At 40.1% G+C, this 13,888-nt stretch carries 14 protein-coding genes; 2 read left to right on the top strand and 12 right to left on the bottom strand.

The genetic code is table 11. The features are described 5' to 3' along the window. Positions 1-246: 246 nt before the first annotated feature. The 10 genes from D104_RS19750 to D104_RS19705 all read right to left on the bottom strand — a co-directional run bounded on the left by D104_RS19750 (position 247) and on the right by D104_RS19705 (position 10,795). Positions 247-1,533, bottom strand: coding sequence for an MFS transporter (locus tag D104_RS19750; RefSeq protein WP_024022341.1), 1,287 nt, complete (start codon positions 1,531-1,533; stop codon positions 247-249). Between the two features lie 40 nt (positions 1,534-1,573). Then, positions 1,574-2,584, bottom strand: a complete 1,011-nt coding sequence (locus D104_RS19745; RefSeq protein ID WP_024022340.1) for a SphA family protein — start codon at positions 2,582-2,584, stop codon at positions 1,574-1,576. A 267-nt stretch (positions 2,585-2,851) separates the two neighbouring features. After that, positions 2,852-3,241 (bottom strand): nuclear transport factor 2 family protein, encoded by a 390-nt coding sequence (locus tag D104_RS19740; RefSeq protein ID WP_024022339.1) that lies wholly within the window; start codon positions 3,239-3,241, stop codon positions 2,852-2,854. Between the two features lie 32 nt (positions 3,242-3,273). Further along, positions 3,274-4,554, bottom strand: coding sequence for a TRAP transporter large permease (locus tag D104_RS19735; protein ID WP_024022338.1), 1,281 nt, complete (start codon positions 4,552-4,554; stop codon positions 3,274-3,276). Further along, a complete protein-coding gene (locus tag D104_RS19730; protein ID WP_024022337.1) occupies positions 4,554-5,054 on the bottom strand; it encodes a TRAP transporter small permease in 501 nt (166 codons plus the stop codon). The genes D104_RS19735 and D104_RS19730 overlap by 1 nt, the downstream gene beginning before the upstream one ends. Before the next feature lie 48 nt (positions 5,055-5,102). After that, positions 5,103-6,098 (bottom strand): TRAP transporter substrate-binding protein, encoded by a 996-nt coding sequence (locus D104_RS19725; RefSeq protein ID WP_024022336.1) that lies wholly within the window; start codon positions 6,096-6,098, stop codon positions 5,103-5,105. A gap of 107 nt (positions 6,099-6,205) precedes the next feature. Continuing rightward, positions 6,206-7,201 (bottom strand): TRAP transporter substrate-binding protein, encoded by a 996-nt coding sequence (locus D104_RS19720; RefSeq protein ID WP_024022335.1) that lies wholly within the window; start codon positions 7,199-7,201, stop codon positions 6,206-6,208. 117 nt (positions 7,202-7,318) lie between these two features. Beyond that, a complete protein-coding gene (locus D104_RS19715) occupies positions 7,319-8,917 on the bottom strand; it encodes a bifunctional 3-(3-hydroxy-phenyl)propionate/3-hydroxycinnamic acid hydroxylase (RefSeq protein ID WP_407635735.1) in 1,599 nt (532 codons plus the stop codon). Between the two features lie 83 nt (positions 8,918-9,000). Next, positions 9,001-9,819: a VOC family protein gene (locus tag D104_RS19710; RefSeq protein WP_024022333.1), complete on the bottom strand. Its 819-nt coding sequence runs from the start codon at positions 9,817-9,819 to the stop codon at positions 9,001-9,003. A 118-nt stretch (positions 9,820-9,937) separates the two neighbouring features. Continuing rightward, positions 9,938-10,795: a fumarylacetoacetate hydrolase family protein gene (locus D104_RS19705; RefSeq protein ID WP_024022332.1), complete on the bottom strand. Its 858-nt coding sequence runs from the start codon at positions 10,793-10,795 to the stop codon at positions 9,938-9,940. A gap of 305 nt (positions 10,796-11,100) precedes the next feature. Here D104_RS19705 and D104_RS19700 point away from each other — a divergent pair, with 305 nt between their 5' ends. Beyond that, positions 11,101-11,880, top strand: a complete 780-nt coding sequence (locus tag D104_RS19700) for an IclR family transcriptional regulator (RefSeq protein WP_024022331.1) — start codon at positions 11,101-11,103, stop codon at positions 11,878-11,880. A 123-nt stretch (positions 11,881-12,003) separates the two neighbouring features. Here D104_RS19700 and D104_RS19695 read toward each other — a convergent pair whose 3' ends face one another. Continuing rightward, complete coding sequence (locus D104_RS19695) at positions 12,004-12,651, bottom strand: TolC family protein (protein ID WP_024022330.1); 648 nt, start codon at positions 12,649-12,651, stop codon at positions 12,004-12,006. On the opposite strand from D104_RS19695, the gene D104_RS19690 reads away from it, so the two are divergent. Then, complete coding sequence (locus D104_RS19690) at positions 12,645-13,019, top strand: hypothetical protein (protein WP_152531127.1); 375 nt, start codon at positions 12,645-12,647, stop codon at positions 13,017-13,019. The two genes, D104_RS19695 and D104_RS19690, sit on opposite strands and share 7 nt — an antisense overlap. Positions 13,020-13,117: 98 nt before the next feature. Here D104_RS19690 and D104_RS19685 read toward each other — a convergent pair whose 3' ends face one another. Next, a complete protein-coding gene (locus tag D104_RS19685) occupies positions 13,118-13,735 on the bottom strand; it encodes a TetR/AcrR family transcriptional regulator (RefSeq protein WP_024022328.1) in 618 nt (205 codons plus the stop codon). Between the last annotated feature and the right edge of the window lie 153 nt (positions 13,736-13,888).

The raw sequence follows: 13,888 nt of genomic DNA, 5'->3' as shown, positions 1-13,888 counted from the left end.
ATTTTGAGAATTGTATAAAAACGTAACCAATAAGGTTTACCTGACAAAACAGTGCCCGCTAAAAAGTAGAAACTTCTCACACTTTAGCCGTGACAGATGGTTTCAACTTAACGAATAAACTGGGCTAGATCCGCACTCTGGTAAGCTAGGTAAAAATACTAAAAAAAGAGCCTCAGATGAGGCTCTTGAAATGACAGAAATTTATGGGATAACAAGGGGATTATCATCCCATTTTTCTAGATCATGTTAGATGTTCTGACGGTTAATTTTGGAAGGAGCAGTTTCCTTTAAAAAGAGGGTCACAATGAACCCCAAAACCATTGCCCCAGTAGCAACATATAAAATATATTGAATACCAAAGACTTGTGCGACCATACCGACCATAAAAGATACCACACTGCCAGAAAATATCTCTCCTGTACCAATGACCATACCCGAAGAGCTAGAACGTAAATGCTTAGGCACAGATTCCGCGCTAATAGGGCCAACCGTTAATGCTAGTAAGCTGTAGATAAAAAATACACAAACAAACACAACCGTGAATAGCGCGGTCATACTGCTAGCATCCATACGGATTAGCATCAGCAAGGATAACGCACCACCAAGAGCTGACAAACTCACTGCGGCTTTTCGTCCTATTTTATCTGATAAAGCAGGTAAGCATATCGTCCCGACTGTGCCACCAAAGCCAATAGCGGACAAAATAAAGCCCATTTGGTTTAAGCTTAACTTTAGATAATCCGTTAGGTAGTTTGGCAAGAATGCCGCCAATACTGTCAACGCGGTTAACCAGCAAAACATGGATACAACACCTAACGATACATTTCTATATTTAAATATGTCGTACCATTTACTCGCTGGCACCTCTTTAATTACCGCCTCAGCTTTTTCTTCCTTGGGACTGTTTGCCAGTATGTGTGGGTTATCTCTCAGTATTTTATACATGAAATAAGCAACAACAAATCCAGGCAAAGCGACTAAGGCAAAGATAAAATGCCAATCAACCACATTTAATAATTGTGTCACTAATACAGGCGCAATCCCTAAACCAAACAGTGGAAATGCCGCCTGTTGAAGACCGATATTTAACCCCACTCTCGAAGGCTTCGAAGCATCCAGCGTCGCAATAATACTGCTCGGAGTATAAGCACCCTCAACTAAACCAATGCCAATACGAATCAGTAACAACGAACCAAGCGTTGTCGCCAATCCACTGAAACCGGCCAGTAATGAAAAAAGCACTAAAGAAGGTATAAGAATGGCTTTATGCCCTACTTTATCTGAAAACCTTCCCATAAATATGGAGGAAAATCCCCAAGCGATACCCAGCGCTCCAGTGAGCAAGCCAATATCGCTATAATTTAAATTGAGCTCTTTTGCCAACACAGGGAACATAGGCATGATGATAAACCTATCGATCCCAACCAAACCAAAACCTAAAAAAAGCAGGAGAATAGCTTTTACTTCATACGACTTATCCCAGTCCTTTCCAGAGATTTGCTCTATTTTATGTTCGTCGATACTAATAGACATAATAATTTTCTCTCAATTATAAGTAGGCTCAACGCGTTGTTTAGAATTTCTGCGCAATTCTAAACTGCAGTTTCAATTCGTTTCTGAATCGATTTTCAACCATACTTTCTGAGTATGTATTCACCCAAACATTGGTGTTTTGATCCTTTGAACTCCAGAAAACACCCGGTCCGACACCAAGGACTTCTTCTTTAGAATCTGCCAGCGTATCGCCATTCACCTTGTCATCGGTTAATTGTTTTAAGTAATAACCGTTCAAACCTGCGCGTAACCCCGGAAAAATCTCATAGGATGTCGCAAAGTTCATATAAAACGCCTGACCAGCCTGAGTATCACTTACTGCACCTCCATTCCAGTCCATAGGGGAACTACCTGCTGGTTCAGAGTTTTCAAAATTATAAACATAATTGATACGGCCACTCACTTCGACACGAGGAGCCGGCAAGATGGTAAATGACCAATTGGGGATTAGAGTGACGTAATTATTTGATTGGTTAAAATCTTTATCTGCATCATATCCACCTGTTGGAAGAATCACATCAACGGCAGCACGATGAGAAAATATAGGGTGACCATCTTTTATGACTGGTGAAAATTGAAGATAAGGGGAAATAGTAAGATCTCCCAGCTCAGTGCCATTATCGTATAATGTTGGTCCATTGCTACCAAACGTCGCATCAAAACTAACAACAGGAAGTAATGCGGTAATACCAAAACTGTTACCAGACTCATTTGGCTCAAATTTATAGTCAATTTGGTTGATTGCAATAGTCACATCAAGGTTTGGCGAGTCAAAAGGAGCTGCATTCTTACCTTCGTTATCTTTCAACGATGTGCCGTTTTCCCGTTGAATATACAACAAGTAAGTCAGTCCTGAAGAATCCCCAGAAAAACCATCGAAAAAGCTCGTTGACCCAATACTTGTCCCTTTAGGCAAACTTACTGTTGGCGTAACCGATAAGGTATTAGCACTGTATACAACAGCCAAAGACAACAATGTTTTTGAAAATAGTGCATCTGCTTTGATAAAATTATTTTTATATTCTCTCATGGTAAAGCCTCTTATTTATTGTTATGACTAACAAAGTAAACCAAGATGAAACTAAATAATTGTCTAAAAATGTCACTTTTGCATCTTAGTGACAACATAGTAAAAAATTATTGTATTTATTTAAGTCACCAAAAAATAAATATAATAATAAAAAATATCAGACAATAAATAAGTTTTTATTTTATGCTCTAAAAAATCACTGCTGAAAAAATTCCATACAGTACTTTTAGGTTAAAATAAAACTAAATTCGGATTGCTTTTTCTTAATCAAGCAGGAACAGCGGTTGATTGAAAGAAAATGAGTTTCCACTCTTTCCCATATTGCTTCCAAACCTCCATAAAGTAAGACTTTGGGTAATTTGGAGTATCATTGCCTTGTTTATAAAGACACATAGTCATAGCACCAGAAATGATCGCAACATCACCTATTAAAACAATGTTCCGATCATTGGTTTCGATATTTATGTATTTCACACTTGGAACAAATTTTAAGTAACTATCTCGATTATCAACTCGGCCTGTTGCATGAACATAGCGTAGTGTTGATGCCGATAAATCAGCAAGAACATTCATATTCTGCTCGATGAGAGCCTTAGCTCGTGACAAATGTGCTTGCAAGACTAAGCCCTCATCCACTGAATAATAAGACGCTTCCATTTAGCCTCCTAAAAGTTCATTGTCAAAGAACACTAAAGTAATCCTAAATACCCAGGCAGCCATAACGACAACATGGGCACTATATTAATTAGAGCCATAAACAGAAACATAGCCAAAAGAAATGGCATCATCGCCATAAAAAGCCTAGACATTGATATATTCGTACCAGCCATAACCACAAATAATCCAGGACCTAAAGGCGGTGTCACTAATCCAACTAAAGTAGCTAAACTAATAACCACACCAAAATGTATTGGATCAATACCCATAGCGAGCGCGGCAGGTAATACAATCGGAACCATAACAATTAGAATGCTCATACTTTCTAAAAACATTCCTAAGAAAATAATCAGTAGATTTACCAACAATAAAAAAACCAATGGTGAATTAGTCCATGATGACATGGCTTCCACTATACGATCTGGAACACCCTCAAATGAAAGAGCCCATCCAAACATGGTTGCCGCGGCAATTAACCCAGTTATTAAAGCGGAATTAAGCGAGACCTGAAAAAGTGCATCAGGTAGTTCCTTCCATTTAATGGTTTTATAAACAAACTTACCGATTAAAAGAGAAAGTAAGGCGCCAATCGCGCCGGCTTCCGTCGGGGTCATTACACCCGCACCAATACCAGTAACAATCAGAATGGGGATCGACAATGGAGCGAGATTACTTAGCACTTCCGTAATGCGAACTTTAGGAACATCTTTCTCAGTATTTTCTGGAAAACCAGAAATCCAACCGGTTAAAAAAATGACAATTCCAAAGGCAAGGGTCAGAAGCAGACCGGGTAATACTCCAGCCATAAACAAGGTTCCTACCGGCTGATATGCAATAACACCGTAGATAATCATCACCATAGATGGTGGTATGATTGGCCCTAATAACCCACCAGCAATCGTCACAGCAGATGAAAAACCTCGGTCAAAGCCTTTTTTCTCCATCGCGGGAATCATGACTCGGCTCATGACGGCGATTTGTGCAAGTGCTGAGCCTAAAATAGAGCTGGCAATGGCGTTTGTTAAAAGGTTTACGTAGGCAAGCCCACCTTTAAATCGGCCCACAAACAGGAAAGCCAAACTAATCAATCGATCAGTTAGACCACCTCGATTCATCAACTCCCCTACCATCATAAACAATGGAATAGCCAGCAAGCCGCTTTTTTCAAGAGAACCATAAAACTGTAGCGGTAAAGACCCCATTAACATATTTAAGTCAGATTGCTCTAGGAACACCAATGACCCAATGAGTAAGGTGGTAAAAATAGGCAGACCTAAAAACAAAGTAATAAAAAAGACGAGTATCGTAGCCATTATGATTTTCCTCCACGAAACAGCTCGCTAAGGGATTTGAAACAGTGCCTTAACTGATGAAAGCTCATCGAACCTAAAGCAATCAGTAATATCGCATAGTTATACCAGCGTGGTAGCTGAGTCGTTGGAGACAGTTCATTTTGAACCATTGGCTCAGTTACCCATTGAAAGGTAAGAACCAGCATAACCATTAAGGTTAATAGCGAGATAATTTGAAAGGCACACTCTATTGCCAACCGAAAAGAGGATGGAAGTATCAGAGTAATAAAATCAATCACGACCAACTGTTTTTGATAAATAAGATAACTCACACCAAAAAAACTGATCGCCACAAAAACTTGAACAGCCACTTCCTCTGCCCAAAATAAAGGACTATTAAAAACATAACGCAAAAAAACTTGCGCAATAAGTAGAGTCACCAAACCAAAAGTTAACGTTATTAACAGTATTTTTTCTACCCGAGAGAGCCAATCATCAAACCAACTTAACAAAGCCAACATCACATTCTCCTCACTCACTGCAAAAGATTTCCAGTGAGTATCGATATATTATTTTTGTGCTTTCACTTGCTCATAAAATTCAGCAATGGTTGGGCTTTTCTTAACGTATTGATTAAGAATATCGGTCGCATTATCAACGTAACTACTCTTGTCTATTTGAGTAATCGCAACGCCAGCGTCTTTAAGAGCGTTTAGATTTCCTTCATCCGCCATAACTTGGGCCTTGACGCCCCAGGCTTCAGCTTCTGCAAACACATCACGAATAACGGCACGCTGCTCTACACTTTTGCTTTCCCACCATTTTTTCGAAACCACCACAATACCTGGGAATGCCATGTGGCTAGTCATTGCTAAGTTAGGAGCCTGTTCGTAAAGCTTTAAAGCAGCGACAAGATCTAGATCAGCATCCACTACCTCAATGAGATTGATTGCTAATGCTGACGCAATTTCCGGCATAGGTACGGCGGTTGGTATGGCACCAAAGGTTAACCACCAATCATTAAAGATAGGAACAGGGAAAATACTGATTTTTTTACCTGTGATATCACTCAGGCTCTTAACTGGATCAACTGAAATAAGGAGACGCATACCGGCAAATACATAACCTAACCCGACCATTCCTTGACGATCTAACTCGGCTAACATTTTTTTAGCGGCAGGTAACTGGGTCGCATCACCAGCATCCTGTACACTATTAAATAGTCCAGGTAAGAACCAAGCATTCAACGATTCTTCGCTGTTTGCCATAAACGCAGCAGGAATAACAGCGAAATTCAGCGCTCCAGTTCCAACCATGATGGCATTTTCAGGATCAGTGCCTAACTCTCCAAACGGGAAGACTTTGATGTCTAACTCACCATTGGTTCGAGCTTTTAAATCCTCTGAAAATTTCGTCGCAACCTTGGTGAAAATATGATTTGGCGGGACTGGTGTACTGAAACGTAACGTCTCTGCAAACAACGATTGGCTACTAATACCCATCATCAAAGTCGTTATAACGACACTAGAAAAAACACCGAGCGCTTTCAGGTTTAGATTTTTCATCTTGATTACCTTTTTTATTATTATAAATATTCGATACGTACATAATTTAAGAAATATCCAAACAACCTCAGTTCATTGAAAAAGATTCCAATGAACTGATCGTCGAGTTATTTCTGAGCTTTCACCTGCTCGTAAAACTCAGAAATTAACGGTGTCTTATTAACGTATCTATTCAGAATCTCAGCGGTACTGTCTGCGTAACTACTTTTATCAATTTTAGTTATCGCAACACCGGCATCTTTAAGCATTTTTAAGTTTTTCTCTTCTGCCATAACTTGGGCTTTTATCCCCCATGCCTCAGCATCTGCAAATACTTCACGAATCACAGTTTGCTGCTCAGCTGTTTTACTTTCCCACCATTTTTTCGATACCACCATAATGGCTGGAAACGCCATATGATTGGTTATTGCCAAGTTAGGAGCTTGCTGATAAAGCTTTAGAGCCGTTACCAGATCTAGATCAACGTCAACAATATCGATTAAATTTGTCGTTAATGCTGGTGCGATTTCAGGCGTTGGTAATGCGGTAGGAGCGGCACCAAAAGTTAACCACCAATCATTAAAAATTGGCCCTGGGAAAGTACGAATTTTTTTATCTTTAATCTCTTTCAGATTTGATATCGGGTAGACTGAAACAAGGTTACGCATTCCTGAAAAGACATAACCTAGCCCGACCATGCCTTGTTTATCTAATGCCGCTAACATCTCTCGAGCAGCGGGCAATTGGGTCGCAGCTCCAGCCGCTTCAACATCATCGAACAATCCTGGAAGCAGCCAAGCATTTAACGACTCCTCTCGATTAGCCATAAATGCAGCGGGAATAACGGCAAACTGAATCGCCCCAGTTTGAATCATTAATGTATTTTCAGGATCGCTACCCAGCTTGCCAAATGGGAAAACTTTAATCTTAAAGTCCCCATTCGTTCTAGCGCTTAAATCTTCGGCAAACTTCGTTGATACCTTAGAAAAAATATGGCTTGGAGGAACGGGCGTACTCAGACGTAAAGTTTCTGCAACCGTCTGCATACTAGTAACACTTATTGTCAAAGCAACGGCTGTTGCACTACAAAAAGAACAAAGCTTTTTCAAATATAATGTTTTCATCTCGATTACCTTTTTTTTGTTATTATCAATTTTAGATGCATCTCTATTTTTCATATTTCTATTAATTAAAATATTACCTAATTACTTACCTCATTCTTTTAAAATGATATTTAATACTCAAGAAGGAACATAATTAGGTAATGAATCAGCCATAGATGCTAAATTCTTTGGTGTTATTTCTGCGACAATATATCTATCTGGTCTTATTAGAAATATTGACGATGATGAACGATTAAAAATCCACTTTTGCGCTTCATCTTTATGATCTCGAACAACCGTCGCATCCTGAATTTCAACAGGATTCCAAGTCCTAGGAGTAATACAGACACGATGAATTTTGTCGTTATAAATAGCACTATAAGGTTTGAGCATATCGAAGGCGGATTCAGGGCAATCAGAATAGGCGACTAAACAAAACCCAGTTTGCAAAATATCATCCAACAACACTTGTTTACGGTCAGGTGTTTCTAAACAAGGTTGCGCAACCATCAATCCTGTTGATGAGTTTTTGTCAGATGCATCTTTAACGAACCAACCACTAGGAAATCGAGGTTTAGGTTTGTAACGCATTTGAGTTACATAATCACGGGCAGGTTTATAAAGACCAAGCAAACGGAAAAAGCCTTGGATCAACTTTGCTCTAAACACCGTTTTAGGCATCATTATCCGTCCTAGCATCTCAGCCATTTCGATCAACTGCCAAGAATGAGGCATACGCTCTTCTTCATAGGTTGCTAAAATTTTGTCAGACATGCCGTGTTTAATAACCCAGGCAAGTTTCCAAGCCAGATTAGCAGAATCTCGTAATCCACTATTCATGCCTTGTCCAGCAAAAGGAGGAGTTAAATGAGCAGCATCACCTAATAGGAAAATACGCCCGACTTTCCATTGCGCAGACTTACGAGCATGAAAGGCATACACTTGTTTTCTAACGATAGAGGCGTCACGATCTGGGCCGTACTGATCCATTAACCCTCTAACAAAGTCTTCTTCTACAACCTGTTCATCGGTTTCACCAGGTAAAACCATAAACTCAAATCGACGAGTGCCATTTGGCCCTGGTAAATTAATCCCAGGTCTTTTAGGGTTGCAATAGACTCGAGTCTGGCGGAAGGTATCTTTCGTGCCTTTTATATCGATTATTAGCCACTTTTGACCGTAGGTTAAACCTTCCAAAGGAATCCCTAACGATGTTCTAGTGAAGCTTCTTCCGCCATCAGCCGCCGCAAGATAATCGGCTCTGACCTCATAGGTTTGTCCTTCAGCCAAAACGGTAATAAATACTTCATTATCATCTTGAGTAAAATGAGTCACGACATGACCAAAGCGAACATCAACACTTTCGTATCTCGTTGCGCCTTCTCGCAAAGTCGCCTCTAGATCAGGTTGTGAAAAAGCATTACGACGAGGGTAACCATATTCGCTGGCAGTAGGCTCAATTTTGGCAAAAGGTTTAGCATCAACGCCGAAGTAAACAGACCCATAGTCCAATGCACAAAAAGACTTCACCTTTTCGTGTAATCCAATGGCCTGCATCGTTCTTAATGATTCATCGTCGATCGATACGGCTCTTGGCTCTAATACCGTGTGTTTATTTTGCTCAAGAACAAGCGTTTTCACACCGTATTTACCCAGTAGGTTAGCAAGCGTCATACCACTTGGCCCACCGCCAATAACGACAACTTCATACTTTTCGTTTAAGACTTTTTCACTCATATTCATTAACCGCTCCAGCCGCACGACTGAATTTCCATCATGCCCATGAAATTTTGTTGATACGCCTGTCTAGAAAAACGTTTTTAACTTCTTAAAAACGCTTGTCCCCAATAATTCAAGGTTTTAGGTTCATGAACCCACTCCCCTGCTGGAGCATCTACAGGAACAACTTGTAGCTCTGCGGAAATTTCCAACCAATTACCATCTGGATCATGAATGAAAATGAACAGGTTATTGCCTGGGCCATGGCGGCCAGGCCCCCATTTAAGTGGAATATCAAAAGTCGACAAATGGTCTGCCCAGTCACGAATGGCGTTCCAATTGGAAGATTCATAACAATGGTGATCGAACCATTTTTCTTTGGCTTGGAAGATAGCTAATGAATGGTGCTCGTTGTCACTTCTTAAAAAGGCGGTTTTTAATTTTTTATTTTCATCAAACACATTATCACTGATTAAATAACCAACAGTGTTCTGATAAAAATCTACCATCTCTTCAATGTTGTTTGTCGCAAAAGCAAAATGTTGTAAGCGAGCAGGTAATTCGGCTTGAGAGTTATTTTTTTCCTCAACGCCAAAGGTTAACCAGTTACCATCAGGATCTTGAAGGGCGAACGCTTTATCATCAAAAAGAGGCGATGGTGAAGCACTTAATTGAATATTCTTCGCCAATAAAGCATCACGTAAGAGGTCTAAATTTTCCTCAGTCATCCCCATGGCAAAATATTTAAGTTCTTTCGCTTTACCAGAAGTGAACAAAAGCTTTCTGCCTGGGCCAGTAGAAAGATAACCTTGGTCAATTTCTTCAATGGTGTTGCCCATGGTTTTTTCATAGAACTTTGCCATTACTAATGGGTCAGGACTACCAAGTGTCAAATGGCTTAAATGTGCATTAAGTGCCATACCAACTCTCCTTTAAAAAAGTGAGAATAAAAACTCTTTATTATTGTTAAGAAACCAAAAGTGCCCCATTGCTCCTTCTTTAAATACAAACAAGAAAGAGCAATGAAATGGGACTACTCTATTTTTGTTCTTCGTCTACAATCGTATTTCTCAAGATGCCTATTTCAGAGATTTCTACTTCAACCACATCACCAGGTTTCATCCACACTGGTGGCTGACGAAATGCCCCTACGCCACCTGTGGTTCCTGAAACAATCACATCGCCAGGAGCCAGTTCGGTAAAGGTGGAGCAATACTCAATCAACTTCTCGACAGAAAAAATCATGTCGTCCGTATCGGTATCCTGCATTACCTCACCATTTAAACGAGTTGTTAGATGAAGCTTTTGTGGATCTGGAATATCAGAGGTAGTAACAAGGAAAGGCCCGAAACCGCCAGTGCTAGGGAAGTTTTTTCCTGGCACAAACTGAATGGTGTGTTTTTGCCAATCACGAACACTGCCATCGTTGTAACAAGAGTAACCTGCCACATAATCTAAGGCGTCTTTCGCCGCGACATGGCGGGCTGTTTTACCAATAACCACAGCAAGCTCACCTTCAAAATCCAACTTGTGCGAGATAGTTGGTCGGATGATTGCTTGCTCATGTGCCACTTGAGTATCGGCGAAACGAGTAAAAATCATTGGATATACAGGCATATCACGGCCTGTTTCTTTAACGTGAGTCGCGTAGTTAATACCAATGCACAGCGTTTTGTTTGGGCTGGCAATGACAGGTAGATAACGAATCTCATCTAATTCAATTTCCGGCATATTCGATAAATCGAGTTGCTCTATCTTCGTCAAATTACCGTTTAACAAAACCTGCTGAAGGTCCTGTCCTAGCTTAGACTTCATTGACTCAAGGTCTTTCACTACGTGATCTACCACCACACCATAAGAGCTACGATTCTGGAACTCAAAAGACACTAACTTCATTCTTCCCCCTTATGACATCCTCACAATAGCGCGGTATGCCATTTTTTTGATTGTCAGATTTTTTGTTATGAACACACTATAATTTCAAATTGATAAAAAATCAACAAATCCTGCAATATGGGATTATTTAATTGTTTCATTTTTTATTTTGATATGTATCAACTACATTATTCAAGCAGGCTAAACTCTAGGAGGTTGATTTCATTACAAGGTATAATTCAACAGGGAATGGACACGCCAAGGTATTGCACTTAGTGAGTGGATCAGTATCGTTAAACATGACTAAATAAAATGGGCTGACAAAATTGGAAGATAAAAACACAGAAATTAATGATAGAGATGTAAAACGCAGCAGTTTAGAGCGAATGCTGCGCATTTTAGACTTGTTTACCCAAGAAAAGCCTATTTGGTCTGTGGACGATATCTGTACTGAATTTGACTACACCCGATCTACCGGATACCGATACACCAAAGAATTGGCAGATGCCGGATTGCTGTTTCAAACAGGAAAAAGCAATTACAGCCTTGGTTCACGTATTATTCAATGGGATCGTCAATTACGCTTATCTGATCCTCTTGTAAGATTGTCCAAAGAAATTGAGGAACAACCGTACGAGCTAGAAGGTAAACAAGCTTGGTTAGTTTGCAGACTATTTAAGGATCAAGTTGTCTGCGTTTATCACTTTGGTAATTTAGAAACTAGCCTTAGTTATTCAAGGGGAATTCCAAGACCCTTGTTCAGTGGAGCAACCTCTAAAGCCATACTGGCGTTTTTACCAAATGCTCAGCATATGCGTCTCTTTGTAGAAAACCCGAGTGAAATAGAACAATCCCATCTAGGTACAAACTGGAAAGATTTTAGAGCGAACCTGCAAAAAATCAGAGATGACGGCTATGCATTATCAATATCAGAAGTTGATAAAACAGTATTCGGTTTAGCGGTTCCTATTCTCAGTCAAGATGGCAAAATTCAAGCAAGCATCAGCTGCGTACGCTCTGTGAAAGATTATGATTCAGACAAAATCAAAGCTGAGGTTGAGGTTCTTAAAAAATACGCCATTAAACTAAGCAGCGGACTAATTTAATATCCCCCTCTAACAACCTATTAAAAAAGGCAGGGTGACTGAAAGTCACCCTGCCTTTTGCTTTTTTGTCTCAGCCTAAAAAGTCTGAGATCAATTAGCTTTACGCAAAAATTACGCCTAATATTATTGTTTTGCCTCAAGAATATTAGGTGTCGCGCCACCTTTCTCTTCGTCTTTTTTATCAGAGAAGCCTGCACCTGCGCCAATAGCGATTTGCAGTGACGCCCACTCTTTTACAGCTGAATTATGAGCGGATGCTGCATTAATTTGTGCCGACGCTTCAGAACGAACAGTGTCCAACAAGTCTAAAAGTGTCATCGCACCATTGCGGTAGTTATTACGACCTAACGCTAATGCTTTCCCATAAGAAGCAGCCGCTTTACTTAATAGCTCCGTCTGCTCTTGATATAAAGTAAAATTGGATTGAGCAACTTGCACATCTTCAACCGCTCCTCTCACACTAGAACGCCAATCTATTTCAGCTTGTTTTGCTACTGACACTTGAACGTCATGCTGTGCATGAAGCGCACCGCGATTAAATATACTTAGTGAGATGGATGGACCGAAGCTCCAGCCATTAACCGAGTCCGTGTTTGAAACGGTACCGTTCAGGCTAATCGATGGGTAAAGTGAGGCTTCATCTACACCAACTGTCGCAACCTGCTGATGAAGAATAGCCTCGTAATAACGAACATCTGGTCGATTTCGTAACAAATCAGCAGGCAAACCTATACTAATGCCAGTAGGAACAGCTAATTTCTGAGATGTCAATTGAACGTTTCTTAAAAAGTGAATTACCGATAAAAGAAAATCTTCGCCTGTTAATGTCTGATTTCATGCAAGCTGCGACATCAAATAGAGAAGAACTACTTATCGTATTAGAAATTGTTCGCACTCATCCAAAAGCAGGACAAATCCAGTTAGCCCGAATGTCAGAAGCTAGAAGCCATCTCAGCGAACTACTCGCAATGAAGATCGAAAACAACTCACCATTGGTACTAGATATTTTAGCTGAGGTGCTTTTGTTTAGTGGATGGACAGGCATTTTACGTTGGTTAAAGGAGTCAATAGAGCTCCAAGAAGCATTTGATGAGTCGTGGGAAGCACTAGGAGAAGTCACCAAGATTTTGGCCGTTTAAGCACAAAGAATACGTTAAGAAAATCAACGAGAAATTAGTTAATAATAAAGCAGCGGCCAATTTTACTTGACCACGGCTTTATTAAATTTAAAGACTATTTAGCTGCTTTTAGCTTCATTTCCATAAAAAAGAATAAAATTATCAACAGCATCAGCCACCAGCGCCTTGATGTCGTCCTCACTGGGTAAAGAATCGATTCCCCAGATCAGCTTTTCAAACATTGTCCCTTCACATAGGGCTTTAAAATGCACGGCCATTTTATTCGCATCTTGATCGACAAGGGCCCCTCTCACCACGAGAGAATCCACAGCCAAGATCAGGTTAGCAAGTGTCCGTTTAGGACCAACAGCATAAAAACGCTGAGCGAGCTGTGGAAACCGCTCCGCCTCACCAATGATGAGTCGATTTATTGAAATAACCTCTTGTTTTGTAATCAATTTTAAATAAGCCGTTCCTACCCTAAATAAAACGTCACGGGGAGTCATGTTCTCATCGATCGCCGCAACCAGCTGCTCAAATGCCCCCTTTCCAGCCTCAAAAGCCCAAGCTTCAAATAGCTCTTCTTTAGAAGAAAAATAATTATAAAGTGTGACTTTAGAGCTATTTGCTGCTGCAGCAATAGACTCCATAGTAACCGCTGAAAATCCATAATTCAGAAATAGGCTACCTGCGGCCTCTACAAATACCAATCGTTTTGCTGCTGTTTTTCGTCTCATACCAACCTCATTCATAACTGTACTAGATAGTACAAAAAAGTTGACCTTTGATCTAGATCAGATCTAAACTGTACATAGTCGTTCATTTATAAAAATTATTACGTGACGCTTTAATAGGAAGTTATCAGACTTTACTTAGGCTCATCTTCTTTA

Source organism: Marinomonas profundimaris (assembly GCF_000508165.1).
Lineage (GTDB): Bacteria > Pseudomonadota > Gammaproteobacteria > Pseudomonadales > Marinomonadaceae > Marinomonas > Marinomonas profundimaris.
This window is presented reverse-complemented; position numbering and strand designations above follow the sequence as displayed.